At 54.2% G+C, this 24162-nt stretch carries 24 protein-coding genes, 1 other RNA gene and 1 riboswitch; of the genes, 21 read left to right on the top strand and 4 right to left on the bottom strand.

What is annotated here, in order from left to right:
• Positions 1-80 precede the first annotated feature (80 nt).
• From hflK to ffs, 8 genes are all read left to right on the top strand, one after another.
• Entirely contained in the window at positions 81-1163 is a 1083-nt protein-coding gene (gene hflK / locus DPEP_RS12190) for an FtsH protease activity modulator HflK (RefSeq protein WP_005662505.1), read from the top strand.
• Positions 1164-1175: 12 nt separating this feature from the next.
• Entirely contained in the window at positions 1176-2033 is an 858-nt protein-coding gene (hflC, locus tag DPEP_RS12185) for a protease modulator HflC (RefSeq protein ID WP_005662503.1), read from the top strand.
• Between the two features lie 23 nt (positions 2034-2056).
• A riboswitch (cobalamin riboswitch) is annotated at positions 2057-2189 on the top strand.
• A gap of 177 nt (positions 2190-2366) precedes the next feature.
• Positions 2367-3167 carry a sirohydrochlorin cobaltochelatase gene (locus tag DPEP_RS12180; protein WP_050771338.1) on the top strand — a complete coding sequence of 267 codons (801 nt, stop codon included), beginning with the start codon at positions 2367-2369 and terminating at the stop codon, positions 3165-3167.
• Between the two features lie 93 nt (positions 3168-3260).
• Positions 3261-4250, top strand: coding sequence for a FecCD family ABC transporter permease (locus DPEP_RS12175; RefSeq protein WP_005662500.1), 990 nt, complete (start codon positions 3261-3263; stop codon positions 4248-4250).
• Positions 4247-5014: an ABC transporter ATP-binding protein gene (locus DPEP_RS12170; protein WP_005662498.1), complete on the top strand. Its 768-nt coding sequence runs from the start codon at positions 4247-4249 to the stop codon at positions 5012-5014. Before DPEP_RS12175 ends, DPEP_RS12170 begins: the two co-directional genes overlap by 4 nt.
• Complete coding sequence (locus DPEP_RS12165; RefSeq protein WP_005662496.1) at positions 4993-5895, top strand: ABC transporter substrate-binding protein; 903 nt, start codon at positions 4993-4995, stop codon at positions 5893-5895. Before DPEP_RS12170 ends, DPEP_RS12165 begins: the two co-directional genes overlap by 22 nt.
• Positions 5896-5901: 6 nt before the next feature.
• Positions 5902-6807, top strand: coding sequence for a hypothetical protein (locus DPEP_RS12160; protein WP_005662495.1), 906 nt, complete (start codon positions 5902-5904; stop codon positions 6805-6807).
• A 52-nt stretch (positions 6808-6859) separates the two neighbouring features.
• Positions 6860-6958: signal recognition particle sRNA small type (gene ffs / locus DPEP_RS13140), an RNA gene on the top strand.
• Between the two features lie 15 nt (positions 6959-6973).
• On the opposite strand, the gene DPEP_RS12155 is transcribed toward ffs, so the two are convergent.
• Positions 6974-7267 (bottom strand): metal-sensitive transcriptional regulator, encoded by a 294-nt coding sequence (locus DPEP_RS12155; RefSeq protein WP_338033397.1) that lies wholly within the window; start codon positions 7265-7267, stop codon positions 6974-6976.
• Positions 7268-7522: 255 nt separating this feature from the next.
• Between DPEP_RS12155 and rpsB the strand changes: the two genes are divergently transcribed.
• The 4 genes from rpsB (at position 7523) to frr (ending at position 10376) form a co-directional block, all read left to right on the top strand.
• Positions 7523-8320 carry a 30S ribosomal protein S2 gene (rpsB, locus tag DPEP_RS12150; RefSeq protein ID WP_005662491.1) on the top strand — a complete coding sequence of 266 codons (798 nt, stop codon included), beginning with the start codon at positions 7523-7525 and terminating at the stop codon, positions 8318-8320.
• Positions 8321-8380: 60 nt separating this feature from the next.
• Positions 8381-8974, top strand: coding sequence for a translation elongation factor Ts (tsf, locus tag DPEP_RS12145; protein WP_005662490.1), 594 nt, complete (start codon positions 8381-8383; stop codon positions 8972-8974).
• Positions 8975-9051: 77 nt separating this feature from the next.
• Positions 9052-9774: a UMP kinase gene (gene pyrH / locus DPEP_RS12140; RefSeq protein ID WP_005662488.1), complete on the top strand. Its 723-nt coding sequence runs from the start codon at positions 9052-9054 to the stop codon at positions 9772-9774.
• Between the two features lie 41 nt (positions 9775-9815).
• On the top strand, positions 9816-10376 hold the full coding sequence (frr, locus tag DPEP_RS12135) for a ribosome recycling factor (protein WP_005662487.1): 561 nt from the start codon (positions 9816-9818) through the stop codon (positions 10374-10376).
• A 55-nt stretch (positions 10377-10431) separates the two neighbouring features.
• Here the strand turns inward: frr and ade are convergent, their stop codons facing one another.
• Positions 10432-12147, bottom strand: coding sequence for an adenine deaminase (gene ade / locus DPEP_RS12130; RefSeq protein WP_005662485.1), 1716 nt, complete (start codon positions 12145-12147; stop codon positions 10432-10434).
• Between the two features lie 99 nt (positions 12148-12246).
• Positions 12247-13548, bottom strand: coding sequence for an NCS2 family permease (locus DPEP_RS12125; RefSeq protein WP_005662483.1), 1302 nt, complete (start codon positions 13546-13548; stop codon positions 12247-12249).
• 178 nt (positions 13549-13726) lie between these two features.
• Here DPEP_RS12125 and DPEP_RS12120 point away from each other — a divergent pair, with 178 nt between their 5' ends.
• The 3 genes from DPEP_RS12120 to DPEP_RS12110 are packed head-to-tail and all read left to right on the top strand — an operon-like array spanning position 13727 to position 15633.
• On the top strand, positions 13727-14683 hold the full coding sequence (locus DPEP_RS12120) for a 2-hydroxyacid dehydrogenase (RefSeq protein ID WP_005662482.1): 957 nt from the start codon (positions 13727-13729) through the stop codon (positions 14681-14683).
• Positions 14684-14705: 22 nt separating this feature from the next.
• On the top strand, positions 14706-15053 hold the full coding sequence (locus tag DPEP_RS12115; protein WP_005662480.1) for a hypothetical protein: 348 nt from the start codon (positions 14706-14708) through the stop codon (positions 15051-15053).
• A 13-nt stretch (positions 15054-15066) separates the two neighbouring features.
• Positions 15067-15633: a manganese efflux pump MntP gene (locus DPEP_RS12110; protein ID WP_050771336.1), complete on the top strand. Its 567-nt coding sequence runs from the start codon at positions 15067-15069 to the stop codon at positions 15631-15633.
• A 54-nt stretch (positions 15634-15687) separates the two neighbouring features.
• On the opposite strand, the gene DPEP_RS12105 is transcribed toward DPEP_RS12110, so the two are convergent.
• On the bottom strand, positions 15688-16878 hold the full coding sequence (locus tag DPEP_RS12105) for a pyridoxal phosphate-dependent aminotransferase (RefSeq protein ID WP_005662476.1): 1191 nt from the start codon (positions 16876-16878) through the stop codon (positions 15688-15690).
• Positions 16879-17088: 210 nt separating this feature from the next.
• Between DPEP_RS12105 and hpf the strand changes: the two genes are divergently transcribed.
• The 6 genes from hpf (at position 17089) to DPEP_RS12075 (ending at position 24161) form a co-directional block, all read left to right on the top strand.
• Positions 17089-17637, top strand: a complete 549-nt coding sequence (gene hpf / locus DPEP_RS12100; RefSeq protein WP_005662474.1) for a ribosome hibernation-promoting factor, HPF/YfiA family — start codon at positions 17089-17091, stop codon at positions 17635-17637.
• Positions 17638-17725: 88 nt separating this feature from the next.
• A complete protein-coding gene (locus DPEP_RS12095) occupies positions 17726-18064 on the top strand; it encodes a hydrogenase maturation nickel metallochaperone HypA/HybF (protein ID WP_241760518.1) in 339 nt (112 codons plus the stop codon).
• The gene (gene hypB / locus DPEP_RS12090; protein ID WP_005662470.1) at positions 18061-18723 is read left to right on the top strand and encodes a hydrogenase nickel incorporation protein HypB; all 663 of its coding nucleotides are present in this window, start codon (positions 18061-18063) and stop codon (positions 18721-18723) included. Before DPEP_RS12095 ends, hypB begins: the two co-directional genes overlap by 4 nt.
• Entirely contained in the window at positions 18720-20690 is a 1971-nt protein-coding gene (locus DPEP_RS12085) for an ATP-dependent helicase (protein ID WP_156775129.1), read from the top strand. The genes hypB and DPEP_RS12085 overlap by 4 nt, the downstream gene beginning before the upstream one ends.
• Positions 20650-21534: a dephospho-CoA kinase gene (coaE, locus tag DPEP_RS12930; RefSeq protein ID WP_005662466.1), complete on the top strand. Its 885-nt coding sequence runs from the start codon at positions 20650-20652 to the stop codon at positions 21532-21534. Before DPEP_RS12085 ends, coaE begins: the two co-directional genes overlap by 41 nt.
• Positions 21531-24161, top strand: coding sequence for a CBS domain-containing protein (locus tag DPEP_RS12075; RefSeq protein ID WP_005662464.1), 2631 nt, complete (start codon positions 21531-21533; stop codon positions 24159-24161). The genes coaE and DPEP_RS12075 overlap by 4 nt, the downstream gene beginning before the upstream one ends.
• Position 24162 lies beyond the last annotated feature (1 nt).

Here is a 24162-nt window from a genome sequence, read left to right as displayed (position 1 = left end):
TTATTTTTCGAGCTTGATCTGTTGTATGATGGATCTAGTCCGAGTATATGTTTTAGAGATCTTTTGAGAGGAGGTCCGTCATGGATTTTAGATTGATTTTATCGCTGGCGGTCTTGGCCGCGTTGTTGCTGTTCCTTAAGTTCGTAAAGGATAAATCCGCATCTGGGGAGGATATCTCCCGGCATCTTGCCTTTCTTAATCGGCTGCGGTCATGGGGAAAGAAGGTCGTTTTGTCGGTTTTACTTGCCTTGATAGTCCTAGTTGGAGCTCTGGACGGGATATACATCGTACCGTCCGGTTCTGAGGGGGTGCTTTTCCGTCTGGGAGAGGTCAAGTATGTCGCGGATCAGGGGCCTCATGTGAAGATCCCTTTCATCGACGTAGTGGAGATAGTCAACACCGAAAACATCCGTCGTTTTGAGTACGGATACAGAACTGTAAGTGTAGGTCCTCCCGCCAGGTATAGAGACGTTCCCGACGAATCGAAGATGTTGACCAGGGACAACAAGATCATAGAGATCGACTGGGTCCTTCAGTTTCAGATATCCGATCCGGTCGACTACGTAACCCATATCCCCGAGAACCAAGGCATGAGAGAGAGGATGATCAGGGATATAGCCGAATCCTTCATGAGGGAGGTCATAGGGGCTAGGATCCTGGACGACGTTCTTACGAAGGAAAAGCAGGCAATCCAGACCGAGGTCAGAAAAGGCCTCCAGGACAAGATGAACGCTCTCTCCACAGGAATTTTCGTTTCTTCCATTTCACTGCAGGACGTTATTCCCCCTCAAGCGGTGCAAAAAGCCTTCAACGCGGTAAACTCGGCCAGAGCGGAGAAGGAAAGAATGATACTGGAGGCCGAGCGTTACGCAAAGGAAATAGCCTCGGAGATGGCAGGAGACGTCGAGAGGATCCTTAACGAGGCCAACGCCTACGCCTTTCGAAGGGTGGCTCTAGCGGAGGGAGACGTCGCTAGACTGAGTGCTTTGAACGAAGCCTACAGGGTCGATCCCGATCTGGTAAAGCTGAACCTCTGGATGGAGACTATGACCGACGTGTGGAAGGAAATCAACCCCCTGTTTCTTCGGTCCTCCGAGGCCCTGAAATTTCTGCCTTTGGATCGGTTCATCGAGTCTTCCGAAAAAGACGCCAAGGGCGATTGAGGAGGTGGAGGGATGACTAAACAGCTCAAAACAGTCTCTATTGTTGGGGTGATACTATTTCTTATACTGGTCCTTTACGGGTCCTTTTATGTGGTCCGTCAGGACGAGCAGGTCGTGATACTCAGACTGGGAGAGATCGTCTCGACCAGGCGAGAGCCCGGAATAGCCTTCAAGGTCCCTGTCTTCGACACGGTGGTAAAGTATACTAAAAGGCTTATAGAGTACGACGCCCATCCAGTTTCGGTGGTGATGGCCGATAAAAAAAATCTCATATTCGATTCCATCGCGGTCTTCCAGATAACCGATCCGGCTACCTTCAGAAAGAGGGTCCGAACCATATCCGCCGTCCAACAGAGGCTGGACGATTCTGTATATGCTGCCGTCAGAGCTGTCGCAGGGCAGGTTACCTTCGACGAGATCCTCTACCTCAAGAGGGAGGAAGCGGAGGCTCAGGCTCTCAAGATCGCGGCGGAGGAGAGCGAGAAATACGGTGTCACCATAAGGACCGTGGAGTTCAAGAGACTATTTCTCCCGCAGGAAAACGAGGAGGCTGTCTATCGCTCGATGGAGGCGGAGAGAAACAGAATGTCCGCTCAGTTGAGGTCGGAGGGAAAGGCCGAGGCCATGAAGCTGCGCTCAGCAGCGGACAGAAACAGGGTGGAGGTATTGGCCTCTGCCATGAAAGAGGCCGAGCAGATCAAGGGAGAGGGCGACATGAAGGCTCAGAAGCTGTTAAGCGAAGCCAATCGTGCCGTCAAGGGTCTTTATCCCTTCATGAAAAGGTTGGAGTTTTATAGAGAGGTCCTGCCGGGCAAAAACGTCATCGTCGAGAGCGAAGAGGGCATCTTCGAGGGCATGGACCGCCCCTGACGTATTGTAGTTTCATCTTTTGTGCTATACTTGATCGAGAAAATAGAATATCCGACATCTCTAGATAAGGGAATCCGGTTAGACTCCGGAGCGGCCCCGCCACTGTAAGTTCGAATTTCGAACGAGCCAGAATGCTGTTCTCGAGATGACGATGTGTCTCTGCGCGGGCGGATTTCACATGGTGTTTAGGGAGGCCCCGTGGCGATTTCGCTTCGGGGCCTCTTTGGTCATAATATACCGGGAAAGGTGATGTGTTTTTTGAAAAAGTTGGTGTCGTTTTTACTGTTGTTTTCTGCGATCTTTGTCGCTGGTGTCGCGTGGGGAGATGATTCGGTGAGCAAGAAAGGCGTGTTGATGGTATCTTTCGGAACGACCGTTCCGTCCGGTCAGAGGGCGATAGATAACCTTTTTGCGACCCTCAAATCGGCCTGTCCCGACAAGGAGATTCGACTGGCCTATACGTCCAACATAATCAGGCGTAAATTGGCTAAAGAGGAGAGCAAGATGATCGATAGCCCTATGATCGCCCTGTCCAAGATGAGGGACGAGGGATTCACCGACGTCGTGGTGGTCTCCACTCACATCATCCCTGGGGAGGAGTATGGAGACCTGGAGGAGATCGTCAGAGCCTTCCAGTCGGTCAGGGGAAAGTACGGTTTCGATCGTCTGGTGCTGAGCGAACCTTTGCTGTATCATGAGGAAGACTTCGAGGCTATGGCCGGTTTCCTCGACAGAACCTACGGCGATAAAGTCGACGAGGACAGCGTAGTGGTTCTGATGGGACACGGTACCCCCGATTTCGCTAACGCCGCATACGGCCATCTCCAGACGGTTCTGGAGTCGTCGCTCCCCGGTTTTATCGTGGGAACCGTCGAGGGGGCTCCCGCTCTGGACGACGTCCTGCTTCGTCTGAAGGCTAAGGGAGCTCGTAAGGCGACCTTAGCTCCCTTCATGATAGTCGCCGGAGACCATGCCACCAACGATATGGCCGGTCCAGAGGATGATTCTTGGGTCACCGTGATCAAAGGTGACGGGTATCGAGTATCCTCCGTCCTGAAAGGTCTGGGCGAATACGACGAGATCGCTGCCATGCTGGTCCGGAAGTACAGGGCCGCTGCCGGAGATGGCTTTTAAGGGCACCTTGGATCGATTTTAGTCTCTGCGTCCGAAGCCTGTTTCAGGTTTCGGACGCCTGTTTTTTATCTATTGGTAAGGGGAGGGACCGTCTTGAGGATTACCGATCGTATAAGGCAGGATAGGAAGAGGGCTTTACTGTGTGGATCCCTTCTCTCTGTCGCTTTGATCGCTTTGTTCTTTTGGCGTATAACCTCGGGGGACGTCGACCTGTCGCTTTCGGATGTGGCAGGGGCCCTTCTGGGGTGGGGATCGAACGACCAGGCCCATATAATCGTCAGGGTGGTGAGGCTTCCCAGGATAATGGCCTCCATGGGGGCCGGGGCCTCTCTAGCTGTATCGGGAGTCGTACTGCAAGCCCTTCTCGCCAACCCTCTGGCTGAACCCTACACTCTAGGAATAGCCTCAGGCGCGGCTTTCGGGGCGTCTTTAGCGATATTGTCAGGCTGGGTCGTTACGATCTCGTCCTTTGCCGGAGCCCTCATAGCCCTAGCTTTGGTCATGGCCATCTCCTGGCGTTCCGGCGGATCCACGGGACACACCGTCCTGGCCGGGATAGTGGTGGGGTCCTCTCTCTCTGCCGGGGTGACCTTAGCGAAAGCCCTGGCCGGAGATAAGGTGGCCGGGATAGTCTTCTGGCTCATGGGAGGGTTCTCCGGTGCCTCCTGGGGAAGCGTCTTTTGGGTCTGGTTCGGCGTCTTGATCGTCTCTTCGTCTTTGTTCTTCTCCTCCGATCTGGACGCGCTTTCTCTGGGAGGAAACAACGGAGCCGTGCTGGGAGTCGACGAGAGGGTGCTGAGGCCTTTGTTGGCGGTTGCCGCGGCTTTCTCTGCCGCCTCCGTGGTCTCCTTTTTCGGGGTTATCGGTTTCGTCGGTCTCGTCGTTCCTCATCTCGTAAGAATCTCCATAGGCGCCTCTCACAGAGTTCTTCTTCCCCTGTCGATGTTGACCGGGGCTCTTCTTCTTTCTGGAGCGGATGGAATCGTCCGGGAGCTGGGAGAGCTGCCGGTCGGTGTCCTGACCTCTCTGGTAGGAGGTCCTTTTTTCTGCTGGATCCTTATAAGAGAGAGGGGAAGGGGATGACTTCACTGGTTCTGGATGATGTCTCTGCTCTGTATCCAAGCGGTGATGGAGTGACCTCCATCTCGGCCGAGGCCAAGGGCGGAGAGATAACCGTTTTGATAGGTCCTAACGGAAGCGGAAAAAGCACTCTATTGAAGGCTATAGCGGGGTTGATAGACTACGACGGTTCGATCAGGCTGAACGGCGTCGACCTGGAAAGCATGGGCCGAAGGTCGAGGGCCGCTCTCTTCGCCGTGGTCGATCAGATTCCCTCCATGAACTATCCCTTTTCCGTGACCGAGGTCTTGGCTATGGGGCGCCTACCTCACGGCAGGGACGAGCCGAGAAAAAACTCGACACTGAGAAGCGTCCGTAGAGCGGCAATCGCCATGGACCTGTCGGATCTATGGGATCGACCGGTTACGGAGCTTTCCGGAGGGGAAAGACAGAGGGTGGCCATAGCGAGAGCTATCGTTCAGGATAGTCCGGTTATGCTGATGGACGAGCCTTCCTCCGCTCTGGACCCAGGTCACGTTTCCTCTCTCTTCTCGTCTCTCAGGGAGATGGCGAACCGGGGTCATGCCGTTATCGTCACGGTTCACGACGTCAATCTGGCGGCCATGTTCGCCGATAAGGTCTGGCTTATGGACGAAGGTAGTCTGGTGAGATACGGGAATCCGGAGGACATCCTCTCTCGGGAGAGGCTGTCTCAGGTCTACGGAGTCGATTTTCGTAGATACGACGGAGAAAGGGGGAGGTCTCTTTGGTTTTTCGAGCTGGATTGATCGCTTTCTATCTGTTCTTCGCAGGAGCTGCCTTTGCCCAGGGGAAGATAGTCGTTCACGACGACCTGGGGAACTCTTTATGTCTCTCCGGTCCCGCCACGAAGGTGATCTCTCTCTATGCCGGACATAGCGAGACGCTGCTGGCCATGGGCTATGGGGATCGTCTGGTAGCGGTGTCTCAAAGCGACGATGGAGAGCTTTTTCCAGGAATACCCAGGTTGCCTCGTAACTTCGATCCCGAGTCGATCATAGCGCTGAACCCCGACCTGATCATATCGAGGCCCATGCTGGAGGGCACCCACGGTCGAGCACTCGACGTCCTTAGGCGGACCGGTATCCCCGTGGTGAACCTGGATCCTCCGGTATGGACGTCTCTGTTCGATTACGTCAGGACCATAGGAGAGCTCCTCGGCGATAGAGGCGATGTCCAGGTGGATCTTCTGGCCCGTTCCATCGAGCGACTTTCCATAATGGCGGAGATCCGCAGGGCAGGCAGTAAAAAACCGGTTTTCTTTTTGGAGACCGGCGAAAAAGGCATAAGGACCTGTTCTCCTGACAGTTGGGCCGCCGGAATTATCGAATTGGCCGGAGGGGTAAACGGAGCGTCCGATGCTTCTCCCTTGAGAGAGGGAAGCCCCTTGGCCCCTTACGGAATGGAGCGATTGATAGGTATAACTCCGACCTTGGATGTCTACATAGTTCAGCAGGGTGCCATGAACGACGTGACGGAAAAATCCGTGTACGAAAGGCCCTGGATAGAGATATTGAGGGGAAAGAGGATCCTCTTTATAGACGAGAGAGACCTGAGCCGTCCGTCGGTCTACAGGATGGAATCCACCGTTAGACAATTGACGGATTTCTTCTTTCCCGAGGATCTTTAGGCTGTGATGGATTGGGGACTATGGGGTGACTTCATAAGAGGGGAAGCCATTTTGACGGTGAACGTACTGATAGGTCTGTTCTTCGGGTGGATCCTGGTGCGCTTCGGGGTCTCTGACAGACTTTTGGCCCGTATAGGACCGAAAATCGCGAGATGGGGAATCCACCCGGATATAGTGACGGCTCTGGCCTTGAGCCTAGGGTCGTCAAGGGTAGCGGCCGGAATGCTGGCCTCGGCGGCGGAGCAGGGAAGGCTTGAGGAAAGAGATCTGGTATGGGGAGTCCAGCTCATATCTTTCCCGGGATATCTGAGACGTTGGTCTACTTCCACCCTGGGGATGTCCATAGGATTGGCCGGTCTCGCCGGTGGAATATACGCTTTGTCTCTTTTGCTCAGAAGCGCCGTCCGATTCTGTTTTTTTCTTGTACTTGTGTTGAGACACGGTCGGTCGGTCGACCTGGAAGAGGTCAACTGGCAAGGCAGCGGGAAGGTTCCCTCTCTTTGGGTAATGCTATGCAGGACATTGCCGTGGGGCTGGTTTTTTTTCGCCCTGGCTTTCTGGGGGATGCCCTTTTTGGAGCCGATGTTCAGAGAATGGGGCAGGGGGCTGTCCATGTCTCCTGTGGCCTGGTCCGTGGCCTTGGCGGGAATGGCCCATAACTCCGCCGCCTTGGCCACCGCAGGAGCAGCCGTCTCCGTGGGCCATATTTCCTCGTCGGAGGCCGTTTTGGCCCTTCTCGTGGGAAACTCTTTGGGAAGTCTGTCCAGGATAGGGAGACAGAATCTGGCCTTTTGGTCCGGGCTTTTTCCGAAAAAAACGGTGTTAAAGCTCCTGGGTTGGTATCTTGGAACACTGCTGCCTCTCATGTCCCTTTGGATTTTAGCGGCTCTGTTGTTTTGTCGAGTTGTATGATTTACCCAGTTCTGATACAATGACCTCCGTCATCGAAAAGCTCCCTACAGGGGGCCCAGTCCCGTGCGGCGAGAGCCCGTGAACCCCGTCAGGTCCGGAAGGAAGCAGCGGTAAGCGGTGTCCCTTGGGTGCCACGGCCACCTGGGTCTCCTGTAGGGAGCTTTCTCTATTTTATCGGCGCTATGTCCACCAGCGCCTCGATAAGTTTCTGGAGTCTCTTCACGTCGACGTCGTTTTCGGATAAATCGTCGGTCATGCAGATGGAAATGTAGTTCTTGAGTATCTCCAGACAGGCGTTCTGGAGTGCCTTTCTTGCTGCGGAAAGCTGTAGGAGAACGTCGCAACAATCCTTTTCCTCTATTATCATCCTCTGAATTCCTCTGAGCTGTCCCTCGACCCTTCGAAGGCGATTGAGCATGGCTTTTCTCTCCGGCGAGAGATCGTCCAGTTGTTCTATCAAAGACTGTGTCACTATGCTACCCCTTCCCTTTTTTGAGGATACTCTATCCGAGCCTCTCACGATTCAAAAAACCTCGGTTATGGTAATATGAAGCTTCTTGATGGTCAAGTCCGACTATGCTATAATGGCCGATGGCCCATGTTTGTATGGACCGCATTCCACACATCGGGTCGGAGGTCGGGGTGGTGCCTTTTCGGTTCCCGTTCTCGTAGCCCGGTGGAGGATAAAAACCACATTCATTAAGGAGGAAACACCATGTCCGTAGTCAGCATGAAGCAGCTTCTCGAGTGCGGTGTCCATTTCGGTCACCAGACCCGCCGCTGGAACCCCAAGATGAAGCCGTTTATCTTCACAGAGAGAAACGGCGTCTACATCATCGACCTTCAGAAGACCGTCAGGGGACTTGAGAAGTCCTATTCTTTTCTGAGAGAGGTCTCCAAGGAAGGCGGCAGTGTCCTTTTCGTAGGGACCAAGCGCCAGGCGCAGGATACCATCAGAGAAGAGGCCATTCGCTGTGGTCAGCACTACATCAACCAGCGTTGGCTCGGTGGTTTGCTCACCAACTTCCAGACCATCCGTAAAAGGGTTCTCAAAATGGTCGAACTGGATCGCATGGAGTCCGACGGTTCCTGGGACGATCTTACCAAAAAAGAGGTAGTCCTGCTCAAAAAGCAGAAGGCCAAGCTTGAGAAATATCTTCTTGGCATAAAGAATATGAAGGTTCTTCCCGATGCTATCTTTATCATCGATCCTCGTCGTGAGGATATTGCAGTCAAAGAGGCCAGGAAGATCGGCATACCGGTCATCTCCATAGTAGATACGAATTGCGATCCCGAGGTCATAGACTATCCTATCCCCGGAAACGACGACGCCATAAGGGCCATCAAGCTCATCTCCGGGCTCATGGCAAGTGCCGTAATAGAGGGACGTCAGGGAGTGGACGGAGCCAACGGATCCGACGATTCCGACGATGTCAACGATAAAGACATCATCGAGGTCAAGGAGAAGCTCACCGAGGCATACGGAGAAGATACCGCCGAGGGTGAAGACTAATATCAGGACGGCCGTTGATAGAGCTGTCTTCTTTTTAAAGGAATAAGGGAGGATCTGACCATGGCAATCAGCGCATCTGACGTCAAGAGTCTTAGAGAACGTACCGGTTGTGGCATGATGGACTGCAAAAATGCCCTTGCCGAGTGCGAAGGCAACGTAGAAAAGGCCGTCGACTACCTGAGGGAAAAAGGGTTGGCTAAGGCGGCCAAGAAGGCCAGCCGTGCGGCCAAAGAGGGAAGGGTGTTCTCCTACATCCACACCACCGGCAAGATCGGTGTCCTTCTCGAGCTCGACTGCGAGACCGATTTCGTGGCCAAAACCGACGAGTTCCAGGAGTTGGGACACGAGATAGCCATGCACGTGGCCGCTGCCGCTCCGATCTACGTTTCTCCTGAGGAAGTTCCCTCGGAGGAGCTCAATCGCGAGATAGAGGTTTACCGCCAGCAGGCCCTTCAGGAGGGCAAACCGGAGAATATCCTGGACAAGATCGCCGAGGGCAGGGTCCGCAAGTATTATGAGACCGTGTGTCTTATGGAGCAGCCTTGGATCAGGGACGGCGACAAAAAGATCAAGGATCTCGTAATAGAGGCGGTCGCCAAGCTTGGAGAGAACATGGTGGTCCGTCGTTTTGCCAGATTCTCGATCGGAGAGTAGTTAGATCAACGATAGAGGGGCTCAGGGATTCCTTATCCTGGCCCCTTTTTTTTGGAAAAACACGGGGGGATTCGTCAGTGGCAGAGTTTAAATACAAGAGAATATTGTTGAAGCTTTCCGGAGAGGTGTTGGCCGGCAAGCTCGGTTTCGGATTGGACTTCGACGCCATCAGGAGCATATCCCATCAGATCGTGGAGATCTCGAGAGCCGGAGTCGAGGTCGGACTGGTCGTAGGGGGAGGCAATTTCTTCAGAGGTAAACAGGCCGTTGACGAGGGCATAGAGAGGTCCCAGGCCGATTACATGGGAATGCTGGGCACTGTTATAAACTCCCTGGCTCTTCAGGACGTACTGGAAAAACAGGGCATCCCCACCCGGGTTCAGACGGCCATCCAGATGCAGGAGATAGCCGAGCCCTATATTCGAAGAAGGGCTCTCAGACATATGGACAAGGGGCGAGTTCTTATCTTCTCCGCCGGAACAGGCTCTCCCTATTTTTCAACCGACACGGCAGCGGCTCTCCGGGCCGCCGAGATAGGTGCCCAGTGTCTTGTGAAGGCCACCAAGGTCGACGGCATATACGACAAAGATCCCATGAAGAACTCCGATGCGGTCCTCTACTCCTCCTTGACCTATATGGATGCTTTAAGGCAAAGAATAGAGGTCATGGATGCCGCCGCCTTCTCCCTGTGTATGGAAAATAAGATCCCCATAGTGGTCATGAACGTCCTGGAGGACGGTAGATTAGCCGACTTCTTGATCCAAGGGAAGAAGATTGGTACGATAGTTTCGGGGGAATAGCCGGATCACAGATCAGCGCCACCGAAAAGGAGAGTGTTTCCATGAGCGATGTAACGAAATTCGATCTTGAAGAAAAAATGAGAAAGGCGGTGGACTTCCTGAAAGGGGAGTTCGTAGGAATCAGGACGGGGCGGGCTCATCCGGGTTTGGTAAGCGACATCAAGGTGGACTACTACGGAGCGTCCACGCCGCTGAAGCAGCTTGCCACCATAAGCGTCCCGGAGGGGAGATCTCTTCTGATAACTCCCTTCGACAAGACCGTACTCAAGGATTTGGAGAAGGCCATTTTGGCCTCCGATCTCGGTGTAACCCCTCAGAACGACGGACAGGTTATAAGGCTGAATCTGCCGGAGCTCACGGGAGACAGACGCAAAGAGCTTACCAAGATGGTCCATAAGCTCTCCGAGGAGGCCAGGATAGCGGTAAGAAACCTGCGCCGGGACTGTAACGATTTCTACAAGAAAAAGCTGAACGAATCGGAGATAGGCGAGGACCAGTACCACGACTTCCTTGATCAGATCCAGAAGATAACCGATGGGTACATACAGGAGATCGACAAGGTCATGAAGGACAAGGAAGAGGAGATCCTCACCAAGTTCTAGTCTTTTCTAAAGCGGAGGAGAAAGGGATCCCTTTCTCCTCCGCTTTTTTACGTTTTCATACGAAGAGATCCAGCAGCCCTCCTGCACCCAGATCGACGTATCCCTGATCGGTCAACTTGAGCGTCGGTATCACCGATAGAGACAGAAAGGCCATGACCATAAAAGGATGCTCCAGGGAACAGCCCAGTTTTTCGACCGATATCTCCATCCTCTCGTACTGTTCCATGACCTCTTCGGGGCTTCCCTGGCTCATAAGCCCTCCGACCGGCAGTGGTAGGGAGGACAGGACTTCCCCGTCCAACACGGAAACGAATCCACCGCCTAAGCGTCTCAGCTCCCGGAGAGCCGACACCATGTCGTCGTCGTTCGTCCCTATGACACCGAAATTATGGGCGTCATGGGCCACCGAAGATGCCATGGCACCTCCGGTTAAGCCTATTCCGTGAACGAAGCCTATGCCGACCCTGCCGCTGTCGGTGTTTCTGTCGACCACCGCCATCTTTACGACGTCCTTCTCGACGTCGGATATAACCAGGTCGTCCTTTATCTTCGGGGACATTACGAGGTGTTCCGTCACCACCTGTCCCGGTTTTATGCCTATTACCCTTATATCCCCGCCTTGGAATTTTACCTTCAGTCCTTCCGAATCGGGAAGTTCGGTCGTCTTGGACGGCGATGGATAGTGACCCTCTCTGACAAGAGGATAGCTGGACAGGGACCCGTTTTCCGCCACCAACTCACCGTCCTTCCAGACCATCTCGGCTCTGCAGTTTTCCATGGAGTCGATGAGGACCATATCGGCCCTGTAGCCCGGCGCAATGGCACCTCTGTCCTTCAGTCCGAAATAGTCCGCGGCGGACAGAGTCACCATCCTGAGAGCGGTCAGGAAGGATATCCCGAGTTTCTGAGCCATACGGAGTTTTTCATCCATGTGGCCTCTGCTTAAGATGTGGGGGACGTTGAGATCGTCGCTCACCATCATGGTTCGACATCCCCGTCTCTCGTCCTGGAGTATCATCGGGGCCAGATCCTCCAGGTTGTGTTCGCTCGCTCCCTCTCTTATCATCACCCACATGCCTCTGCGAAGCTTTTCCATCGCCTCGTTTAGCTCGTAGGATTCATGATCCGAATCGCACCGGCTCAGGAGATAGGCGCACAGGTCCTTTCCTGTGAGGCCCGGAGCGTGTCCGGTCTTAACCTGATCTCCCGATACGAGTATCTTGCCCCATAGATCGGGATCGCCTTCCAGAACGCCCGGATAGTTCATCACCTCGCCTAAGGCGGTGCACCAACCTTTTCGAAACATCCGATCCAGAGCCATAGAGTCCAGTCTGTCGAAGGGGGTCTCGAAGGGGGAGGCCGGAACGCAGGATGGAGCGTTCAGGAATACGTCCATAGGAAGGGACCTGGACGCCCTGTGCATATACTCCAGGCCGGCCATTCCGGACGTGTTGGCTATCTCGTGGGGATCGGCGAATACCGCAGTCGTCCCTCTAGGAAGGACCAACTCGGCGAATCCCTCTGGGGTCAACATGGTGCTCTCTATGTGGCAATGTCCGTCTATGAACCCTGGGACCAGATACTTGCCGGTCCCGTCCACGGTCCTCGCTCCACTGTATCCCTCTCCTACACCGACTATGAGGTCGCCCGAAACGGCTACGTCGGTTACCTCCAGCTCGAAACTGAACAGATTAGGAACCGTGACGTTGGATATAACCAGGTTCGCCGTCTTTTCGCCTCTGGCCTGAGCCAGCATGGATTTCACGTTCATGTAAAATAACTCCCCTTTCTGTTTCATCTCACTCACTATAGAGAGGGGCAGGGCTCTCTGAAGCGAAAGCCCTGCCCCCTCCTTGTCGTGCTGTGAGTTTTACACGAATATCTCCTTGAGAATAAATATGACGAAAAGTCCCCACATGACGGGGCTTATCTCGTTTTTCTTACAGGCCGCAAACTTGAGGATCACGAAAGTGAGGATGCCGAACTCTATTCCGTTGGCTATGCTGTAGGTGAAAGGCATGATGAATATAGCTATAGCTGCCGGAATGACGTCGGTGTAGCTGCCGAAGTCCAGGTCCTTGAGGCTCATCATCATGTAGACTCCGACCATGATCAGAGCAGGAGCGGTCGCACAGGCTGGAACGATGGACACAATGGGGCTGAAGAAAATGGCCAGAAGGAAGAGTATCGACGTCACAAGAGCGGTGAGCCCGGTCCTGCCCCCCTGTTCGACTCCACTGGCGCTTTCAACGAAGGACGTTATAGTCGATGTGCCGAGAACCGCTCCGCAGGTTGTCCCAATGGCGTCCGCCATCAGAGCGCTTCTGGCCCTGGGCAGGTTGCCCTTGTCGTCGAGAAGTCCGGCCCTGTTGGTGACCCCGACCAGAGTGCCGACCGTGTCGAAAAAGTCCACGAAGAAGAACGTAAAGACTATGATCCAAAAAGTTCCGTTCGCCAGCTGGGAGAAATCCATCTTCATGAAGATCGGAGCGATGGAGGGAGGCATGGAGACTACCCCTTCCGGCATGGAAGCCACTCCCATCGGCACAGCTATGGCAGTTACGGCCAGTATCCCCCACAGAATGGCTCCCTTGACTCTGTGGGCTTCCAGGGCCATCATTATGACGAAGCCTATTATCGTAAGTATAACCGGCTTGGAGGCCAGATTGCCTAGACCTACCAGGGTGGCGGGGTTGTCTACGACGATTCCCGATCCCTCCAGACCTATGAGTGCTATGAAAAAGCCTATCCCGGTGGAGATGCCGATCTTGAGGGATTTAGGTATACTGTTGACTATAGCCTCTCGTACCTTGGTCAGTGTAAGGACTATGAATAGAAGTCCTTCCACGAAGATAGCCGCTAAGGCCACTTCCCAGGGGATGTTCATGCCCAGAACTACGGAAAAGGCGAAGAAGGCGTTGAGTCCCATGCCGGACGAGAGAGCTATGGGGTAGTTGGCCATTAACGCCATGAGTAAAGTCGCCAGAGCGCTGGCGAGACAGGTCGCTACCATGAGAGGACCGAAGGGCATCCCCGTCTTGGACAATATATCCGGGTTGACGAAAATTATGTATCCCATGGTCATGAAGGTGGTGATACCGGCCATTACCTCCGTCTTTACGTCGCTCCCGACTTCTTTCAGTTTAAACTGCCTTTCTAGCCAACTTGCCACGATGATCCCTCCTGAAATAATGAAGATGTCTTTACTTAAAGAATATAATGTAAGTATAGACCTGGTTTGAAAGCATTTCAACGAGATACCCTGTCATAGGGGATCAGGATTTTAAATGCTTTCTCTCCGAATCGTCTTATGATACCTTTGAGAGGCTCTGTTGAAAAGGAGGAATACCATGAATAAAGTCTATGTGTGCCATAAAATTCCGGAGGCCGGTTTAAATTTATTGAATGGAAAAGTAGAATATCGGTGTTGGGATGGAGACGGACCGGTTCCGAGGGATCTGCTTTTGAAGGAGATATCCGACGTGGACGGAGTTATAACCATGTTGACCGAAAAGGTGGACTCGGAGTTCTTCGACAACGCCCCGAATGTTAAGGTGGTCAGCAACTACGCGGTAGGCTACAACAACGTCGACGTGGAGGAGGCCACTTCGAGAGGGGTGAAGATAACGAACACTCCTGGAGTTCTGACGGAGGCCACCGCCGACATAGCCTTCGGGTTGCTCGTGGCGGCGTCCCGCAGGTTCACCGAGGCGGAGAGATATCTTCGTTCCGGAAAATGGACCTGTTGGCATCCCACCATGTTGTTGGGGCGGGAGATATTCGGCAAGACCCTGGGTTTGATAGGGTTTGGCCGAATAGGGAAGGCCGTGGCTCGAAGGGCATCCGGATTCGGCATGAAGGTAATCTATCACACCCCTTCGGGAGGTCCTGCGACGGATCAGGGCGACGGCCCCAGATGGGTCTCATTTGAAGAGATCCTGGAAAAAAGTGACTACCTGAGCCTCCATTGCCCTCTGAACGATCGTACGAGAGGGCTTATCGGGAAGAAAGAGCTGGAGAGGATGAAGCCGGATGCGGTTCTGGTAAACACATCCAGAGGCCCTGTGGTGGACCAGACGTCGCTCTACGAGTCCCTCAGAGACGGGGTCATCGGTGCCGCCGGTTTAGACGTCTACGACGAAGAGCCGATATCGTTGGAGGACCCCCTCCTGTCGCTTGAAAACGTGGTAATGTTGCCCCACATAGGCAGCGCCACCAGGGAGGCAAGGGATGCCATGGCTACAATGGCCGCGTCCAACATGCTGGACGTGCTGGAAGGAAAGGAACCGAGAAATCCGGTGAATTGATATCGTCTATAGGGGGAGTTCGATGAAAAAGTATCTTGCGCTCTTTTCGGCTATATTGCTGGCTTTAGCTTCGATAGGGACGGCCTGGGCGGCCTTGCCAGGTTCGGGTAAGGTAGACGGTTATTTCAACCTGTCCTGGAGCAAGCCTCATATAAAGTGGAAACGTCTATATCTGACTGTGAAAAACGACGGCGAGCTCTTTCAGCCCCTGAAGGCAAAGGTAGTCTTTCAGGGAGCTGGGGGGGAAGATCTCGGAGTAGCCGTGTTCGACGTCGGTATCCCTCCCAAAAAATCCCTCAGGGTCTACGGGCCTATAGAACGGGGGGAAAATCTCGGCGAGGCGGTGAAGCTCGTCTGGTCCGTTAATTGAACGGTAACGGTGGATGGCCGAGATGGATGTGGTCGTAGCTACGGCGTCCGCTCTGGCGATGGACGCTTTTTCGGTCTCTTTAGGTGCCGGGGCCTGTCGGTGCGGCATGCCGGTAAGGCAGATCCTCCGGATGGCCTCTATCTTCGGTTTTTTTCAGTTTGCCATGCCCCTGTTGGGCGGGGTCTTGGGAGCCACCGCCGTGTCCTTCGTGTCGGCCTGGGATCATTGGATAGCCGCCGGTCTTCTCTGGTTTGTCGGAGGGAACATGATATTCGAGTCTATCAAGCCAGACAAAGACTGCTCTGGTCTGGACACGGCCAAGACCAGGGTCCTGCTGGGATTGGCCGTGGCTACCTCCATCGACGCCATGGCGGTCGGTTTTTCCACAGCCACTTTAGGGGACTCCGTCATGCCTTTGGCCCTAGTTGCCGGGGTTATAACCTACCTTCTTTCCGTCTTCGGAGCGATGGCCGGGTGCCGCCTGGGAAGCGCCACTGGACACAGAGCGGAGATGTTGGGAGGCCTTTGTCTCTGTCTCATAGGTCTGGAGATATTGGCAAGCCATATGAACTGGATATAGGTAAAGTAAACGGGGTCCTTATCGAAGGACCCCGTTGATGGTACATAATATCGTTTAACTCAGCTTCTCTATGAACTCCTTGAGTCGTTTAATTCCCTCGACGATCTCCTCCGTCGAGTTGGAGTAGGACACCCTTATGTGGCCCGGCGCAAAGAAGGCGCTGCCCGGAACCATCGCCACATATGACTTGTCCAGCAATTTCTGGCAGAAGTGGACGTCGTCGGTCAGTTTCTCTCCGTCGCTGCTTTTGCCCAGGGCTTTTTTAACGTTGACCAGAACGTAAAAAGCTCCCTGAGGCTCTACGAACTCGATCAGAGGTACATCTCCGAGGAGCTTGAGGATGAGGTCTCTTCTATCGGAAAAGTGACCGTGCATTTTTACGATATCGTCGTCGGCTTCCTTCAGGGCTCCGAGGGCGGCGTACTGAGCTATGGAGCAGGGGTTGGACGTGAGGTGTCCCTGCACCGCTCCCACCTTGGCCATCAGTTCGGACGGTCCCAGGGCGTAGCCTATTCTCCATCCCGTCATGGCGTAGGCCTTGCTGACCCCGTTTATGATTATCGTATGATCCCGGACCTCCGGAGCCAGTGCAACTATCTGATGGTGAGCGGCATCGCCGTAGACCAGCTGTTCGTATATTTCGTCGTATATTATGACTATGTCTTTTTCCACAGCGATGGAGGCCAATCCCTTAAGGGTCTCCTCGTCGTAGACGGCGCCGGTGGGGTTGTTAGGCGAATTTATCATCATACATTTCGTCTTGTCCGATATCACTCGTTTTACCTCGTTCAGGTCCGGTATGGAGCTGGTCTCGGAAGTGTCCACTATGATTTCTTTACCCCCGCATAGGCGGATCTGTTCCACGTAGCTGACCCAGGCGGGAGCAAACACTATGACCTCGTCTCCTGGGTCGACCAGACAGCTGAGGGCCTCGTAGAGAAGTATCTTGGCTCCCGCTCCTACGACCACGTCTCCCGGGGCGTACTCCAGACCGAACCTCCTGGAGTAGTAGGAACACACGGCCTCCTTGAGCTCCGGTATTCCCGTTCCTGGAGTATAGTGGGTGTAACCTTTTTCCATCGCCTCTACTGCGTACTTGAGGGCGGACTCGGGCGAGTTGAAGTCCGGCTCTCCGGCACCGAAGGAAATTACGGGCTTACCCTCCCTCTTCATCGCCTTGGCCTTGGCAACCACGGCCAGTGTGGCCGAAGGTTCAAGCGTTCGTGCCCTTTCAGAAAGAACCATTCCGCTCATCTCCTTAGATTATTTGTCGTTCCATAATCGCGTACAGCCATTTAAACAAAAAAAACGAGGAAAAGCTACAGCGGTCTCGTTCTTTTGACGAAAGTCGTTTATACTTTATATAAACCTCCATCGGTTGCAGAGATGTGAGGACAGGTGTTAAAATACGATTGCGTAGATAGGCGCACCTGTTGGAGGAAGGGAGGAAATAGAATGGACATTCGTTTTGTTACTCGCAACGTGGAACTGGCGGACGAACTGAAGGAATACATGGAGAGGAAGCTCTCCAAACTGGAGAAATTCTTCCCCAAGATCCTTGATAACCAGATCGTCCTCAATCTCAGTCGGGGTATTCACACCGTCGAGGTGACCTCCAACGTCAACGGCGTCATCATGAGGGGAGAGGAGAGGGATTCGGATCTGAGAAAGGCCTTCGATATAGCCCTCAAGAATCTTGAGAGGCGCATACGCAGGCATAAGAAGTATCTTGTCGATAGAGTTCAGCTTAAGACTCACGACGTGTCGTTCAACATAGACGAGATTCTGGCGGATATGTCGAAGCCGGCGGTGGAGGAAAAGGACGAGAAGATCGTTAAGGTCAAGAAGTTCCCCCTCAGGCCCATGAGCGCAGAGGAGGCCTGTATGCAAATGGATCTTTTGGGACATTCGTTCTTCATTTTTTCCAATGTCGAGAGCGGTTCCATGAACGTAGTCTACAAGAGAAAGTCCGGCGGATACGGCCTGTTGGAACCTACGGACTAGATTTGAACCTTACCGGAGGGGCCCTAGGGGCCCCTTTTTAAATTGCGATGGTTTTATCTGCTTCAGCGGAGGTGATCGCTTGCACGAGATGTCCCTGGTCAGCGCTATTTTGGAAAGCCTAGAAAAGATGGTGGACGAAAACGGATGGTCCTCGGTCAAATCGGTGACCCTCAGGGTGGGAGCCATGCGTCAGGTAATACCGGACGTCATGAAGTTCGCTTTCGACGTATCGGTGAAAGGAACTCCCATGGAGGGGGCGGAACTTGCTATAATCTCGGTGCCCATAAAATTTTCCTGCCGGGGCTGCGGAGCCCACTGGGGTGAGGAGGAACTTGGGTATCTCTGTCCTTTCTGTGGAGGGACGAACGTGGATATGGATCAAGGAATGGAACTAGAACTGGAATCCCTGGAGGTGCAGGAACGATGACTACGAAAAAAGTAGAAGTTCAACAGGCGGTTATGGCGGCGGACCTCAGCTACGCTCAGAAGATCAAGGATCGTCTGAGGGAGAAGGGAATCCTCATGGTCAATCTCATAGGTTCTCCCGGTTCCGGCAAGACCACCCTTCTGGAGAAAACCCTGGGCAAGGACGGCCTCAGAGCGGCAGTAATAGAGGGCGACGTCGCCACCGACAGGGATGCCAAGAGGATCGAGGCCACAGGTGTCCCCTCGATCCAGATAAACACCGACGGAGGTTGTCATCTTGAGGCAAACTGGGTGGACTCCACCATAGATAAGTTGCCTTTGGACGAACTGGACATAATTTTCGTCGAGAACGTGGGTAACCTGGTGTGTCCCGCCGAGTTCGACATAGGAGAGGATCACAAGGTTGCTATCTCCTCCGTGCCGGAGGGACCAGACAAACCCCTCAAGTACCCTCTGCTTTTCACCGAGGCTTCCGCCGTGGTCCTCACCAAGACGGACCTGCTTCCCTACGTGCCTTTCGACCTGGATCTCTATTGGGGGGACGTGGGTAAGCTGAACCCGAAGGCGAAGCGTTTGGATATGTCCTGTGTCAAGGGAGAGGGACTGGAGGAATGGTCCCGGATCCTCCGGGGCTGGCTAGAGGAGAAAAGGAACGGATGACGAAGGACTCTCCTGTCCTAGAGAGTCTTAATCCTCGACAGAGGGAGGCGGTCTCCTACGAGGGGACCCCCCTTCTCGTCTTGGCCGGAGCCGGAAGCGGCAAGACCAGGGTCCTGACTAGCAAGCTGGCCTGGCTGGTGGCGGAGCGGTCGGTTCCCCCCTGGCGGATCCTGGCCGTTACCTTCACCAACAAGGCCGCCCGTGAGATGAAGGACAGGGTAGACGCCATGCTGGACGGCGGATACCCCTACGGTCAGATCTCCACCTTTCACTCCTTCGGGCTTCAGATGCTCTTCAGAAACAGAGACGCCTTGGAGGCTCGGGGATACAGGCGAAACTTCGTGGTCTTCGACAGAGGCGACTCGCTTTCCCTGGTGAAAAAATCCATGAAGGCCATGAAGTTGGACACCTCTCAGATGGAACCGTCCTGGGTCCTGGAATGTATATCCAAGGCCAAGACCGGCTCGGATCCGGTTAGCATGGACGGAGCTATTCTGGAAGGGGATATGGCGGAGCTCTACAGCCTCTACACCAAATCTCTGAAGGAACAGGGAGCCTTCGATTTCGACGACCTCATCGTCATGCCGCTTCATCTCATGTCCACCGATCGGGATATACTGAAAAAAGAGAGGGATAGATTGGACTGGATACTGGTGGACGAATACCAGGACGTGAACCGTCCCCAGTTTGCTCTCCTTCGCCTTCTGGCCGGAGACTCTCCTAACGTAATGGCTGTAGGGGACCCGGATCAGTCGATCTACGGATGGAGAGGGGCGGATATGTCGGTTATCCTTGGATTCGAACGGCATTTTCCCGGCTCGAAGGTGATCCTTCTGGAGCAGAACTACAGATCGACCGAGACCATACTGGACGCAGCCAACTCCGTGATAGGCAACAACGTAAACCGCCCGGAAAAGAGGCTCTGGACAGCCCGTTCCGGAGGAGAGCCTATAAACGTTGTGACCTTGGGGGACGAGCGTGCCGAGGCCCGTTACGTTTCCGACGTGGTCGAGGAGCTACTGTCCCTTGGATACCGTTATACCGATATGGCGGTGCTTTACCGGATGAACGCCCTTAGCAGAAACTTCGAACAGGAGTTCGTAAAAAGAGGACTCCCTTACAGAGTCGTCAAGGGCACCGCTTTCTACGACAGAAAAGAGATAAAAGACGCCATCTCCTACCTTCGTCTAGCAGTGAACCCCAGAGACGCCAGTGCTTTGGCGAGGGTGGCCAACGTCCCCCCGAGAGGACTGGGTGCAAAGGGATTGGAGTCGGTGGAATCCTATCTCTCGACCCACGCCTCCGAAGCCAGGACGACCTGGTGTCGCATAGCGGACGGAGGTTGCGGTCTCAGGGGAAAGGGCGATAAGGGCATAAGGGATCTGGCCCGGCATATGATATCGCTGATAGACATAGGCTCCGATTTGAACCGTGCCGTTGAGTATATAATGGACGTTATAGGTTACGGATCCTATCTGGAGAAGGGGTACCCCGATCAATTCGAGGAACGCAGGGAAAACGTCATGGAACTTACCTCCATATCTCCCGGGTCCGAGAGCCTTGAGGACGTCCTGGCTGAGATCGCTCTTTATACCGACCAAGAGGTAGACGACATACCTGATGGTATCAGCCTGTCCTCTCTCCACGCCGCCAAGGGACTGGAATTTCCAGTGGTATTCATTGTTGGCATGGAGGATGGAATCTTTCCTCACGGAAGATCCCTGGACGGAGGAAGAGACGAACTGGAGGAGGAACGAAGGCTTTGTTACGTTGGAATGACCAGAGCCGAAGAGAGGCTGTATCTGACCTCGTCTCGGTTTAGGCGTCTTTTCGGTTCCGTGATGAATAACGACGTTTCCCGATTCATATGGGAGATACCCGAGAACTACCGGGTCGTAGAGAGCAGAGCAGGGGAGGGACCTAATCATGTTCGTTTTGGGAATTACCGGGGATATCGGCGCCGGTAAGTCCACTGTGGCCTCCATCTTGGGCAACATGGGTGCCAGGGTCATAGACGCGGATCAAATAGTCCGTAGGCTTTGGAACCAAAGGGAGCTTGTGGACGCGGCCCGAGACAGATGGGGCGACTCCGTCTTGAACGAAGACGGAAAAATCTCCCCCTCCGCAGTTGCGGAGCGTTTTTTCGGAGAAGAGAAGGAATATCGTTGGCTTTGCCAACTCATCCATCCCATGGTCCGCAGAGAGATGGCCTCCGGGCTTTCGGCGGAACGGGGCTGGGTGGTGGTTGAGATCCCATTGCTTTTCGAGTCCGACGTTCCCTATTGGTGCGATATGACTCTTTACGTGACGGCGTCTCCGGAAAACAGGGTTGCGAGAAACTCCTTGAGAGGCCTGAACGGAGACGAGTTGGACAGGAGAGAGAGGTTCCTCACCTCCTCTGAGGAGAAAAAATCCATGGCGGATCTGGTGATCAGTAACAACGGATCCCTGGATGAACTGAAGGAGATCCTGAAGTCCCACGGCGAGAAGATGCTTCGGATGTCGTCTATATGCACGGTCAAGATCCAATGCGCCTTCAAAAAACAGGCCAGACAGCTTATATCGGGCATCCTCGGCAAAAAACTGGCCTACCAGGCCAACCTGGTCTCCCTGGAGACGGCCTATTCCAGATACGACCAGTTTCTCACGGATAACTGGGAGATTCAGTTCTACACCTTGGCACCTCTGGTGCCGAAGATATCCCGAGTGGCTTCGGAGATCATAAAGAAGGAGCCGACTCCTCTCGCCGTAGCCGATGTCCTAAGGGCCAGCCTGTCTTTCAGAGAGGCTCTCTGCGAGGCCTGTCTTTGAAGGTTATCACCAGTCACGTCGGCAGCGACTTCGACTCACTCGCCAGCATGATCGCCGCCGGGAAACTCTATCCCGACGGCGTTCCGTGTTTTTCCGGATCGGCTGAACGAAACGTCAGGGATTTCCTGAAAAGACATCGAGACCGATGGACCGTCCTGACTCCAAGAAAAATCAGGATGGACGAGGTAACCCAGCTTATAGTCGTTGATACCAGATCCATCCGGAGGTTGGGCGTCCTAGCCCCTCTGGTGGGACGTACGGACGTGGACGTCCACGTGTACGATCACCATCCGCCCTGTTCCGACGAAATAGACGCATCCAAAAAGGTGATAGAGCCTGTGGGGGCGGCGGTCACCCTCATACTCGAGGAGGTGCTCCGCAGGGGAATAGCTCCGACTCCCCACGAGGCCACCCTTTTCGCCCTTGGCATATACGAGGATACCGGGGGGCTCATATTCGGCGGAACCACCAAACGGGACTACGAGATGATGTGCCGCATGAGGGAATACGGCGCGGATTTCACCCTCATCCCCTCCGCCATTGAGATGGGCCTTTCCGCATCGGAACGCAGGATGATGGATAAGCTGGTGGAGAACGCCTGGGAGAGGTACATAGCCGGTGCCAGGGTTGTCTTCACCATGGCGGCGGTCGATAGCTATGTCGAGGGACTGTCCCTTTTCGTCCACCGTCTTCGTGATTTTTTCAGCGCCGACGTAGTTCTGTCCGCCGTGAGGATGGAGGGGCGTACCTATGTCGTCGGCAGAAGCAGACAGAACGTTCTCGATGTATCATCTCTGCTTAAACCTCTGGGAGGAGGAGGCCATCCCCAGGCCGCGTCCGCTACGGTAAGCGACAGGAGCCCTCAGAGGATTCTCCTGTCTCTCGAAAACCAGGTGGAGGAGCTTATAACCCCGGTTATGACCGTGTCGGGAATAATGACCAGCCCCGTCATGGCGGTGGACGAGGACAGCTCTGTGAACGACGCCTACAGGATAATGCTTCGCTACGGTCACTCCGCTCTTCCCGTTACCAGGCGTGGAGATCTGATAGGTCTTATAACCAGAAAGGACCTGGACAAGGCCCAGCTGCACGGATACGGAGAGGCCATGGTGGAAGAGTTCATGACGGAAGGGGTCATAACCGTTTCCTCGCAGGCTTCCATAGAGGAAGCCCATCGATCCATGATAACCCACAACATCGGCAGACTGCCGGTGGTGCGTAACGGAGATCTGATAGGAATAGTCACCAGAACCGACCTTCTGAGGGCTCTCTATCCCGCATCTATGCCCATGGAGGAAAGGCAGATAGCCCCGGATTACCCTTGGACCGAGCCGATGGAACGTCTGTTGGACAAGGGGCTTTCCTGCTCCGACAGAGAACTGCTTAAAACGATAGGCCGCAGGGCCCACGAGATGGGAATGGCCGCCTACGTCGTAGGAGGTGTCGTGAGAGATCTACTGCTCGATCGACCCGTCACGGATCTTGACGTTGTGGTGGAAGGCGACGCCACCGGCTTCATAAAATCCTGGGAGAGAGACGGTGCCGACGTATCGCTTCATGGTCGCTTCAAAACCGGCACGATTGCCTTTCCGGACGGAAGAAAGGTGGACGTCGCCACTGCCAGGAGGGAGTTTTACGAATTCCCCACGGCTCAGCCGACCGTCTCCAGCGACTCACTGAAACACGATCTCTACAGGAGGGATTTCACGGTCAATGCCATGGCTCTCTCCATCGGAGGGGAGACCTGGGGAACCCTGATAGATTACTTTGGCGGAAGGCGGGATATCCTGTCCCGTAAGTTGAGAACCCTGCACAACCTCAGCTTCGTTGAGGACCCGACCAGGATCTTCAGAGGAGTCAGACTCGAGCAGAGGCTCGGTTTTGACCTGGACGATAATGCTCTGAGAACGATGAAAAACTGTGTGAGAGGCGGCTTGTTCGGCGGACTCTCCGGGTTTCGTTTGAGATCGGAGCTGGAGATATCATTGAAGGAGCCCAGACCGTGGCCCATAGTCAAGAGAATGGCCGAACTGGGACTCTGGGAGCCCCTCTTTCCGGGAATACACCTGGGCAACAGGGTAGCCAGAACTCTGCGTCGCCTCTCCGTAGCGAGAGGCAGAATGGCCAAGGAGTTGATCCCTCTGGGAGACGACCTATGGATAGCCCCTCTGGCCGCCTTGCTCCAAGAGGGACCAGACGACCTGTGGCCCAGGGTCGCCGATAGATTGAACCTGGGTGCCAGGGAGAGATTTCTTCTTCGGATGAGTATAGACGGATTGGGAGGGGCGGAGGAAGCTATAGGAGGTCGATCTCCCAGAAAAAACTCGGAAATAGTGACCTTTCTGAGGGACGTCTCTCCGGTGGTCGCCCTTTACTGGGCTCTTTCCACCGCCCGTTGGCGTTTCAGGAGAAGGATACTGCTGTATCTGACCAGGCTGATCAAGGTGAAGCCCATGTTGTCTGGAAGCGACATATTGGCCATGGGATATTCGGAAGGACCTCGCGTTGGGAAAATCCTGGACTCGCTGCTTCTGGCCAGGCTGGACGGAGCTGTCGACACCAGAGACGATGAAATCGCCTGGGTAACTCGAAATTTTAAAAGAGAAGTAGAGATGGAAGGGAGATAAC

The sequence above is a fragment of the Dethiosulfovibrio peptidovorans DSM 11002 genome, from assembly GCF_000172975.1.
GTDB lineage: Bacteria > Synergistota > Synergistia > Synergistales > Dethiosulfovibrionaceae > Dethiosulfovibrio > Dethiosulfovibrio peptidovorans.
This window is presented reverse-complemented; position numbering and strand designations above follow the sequence as displayed.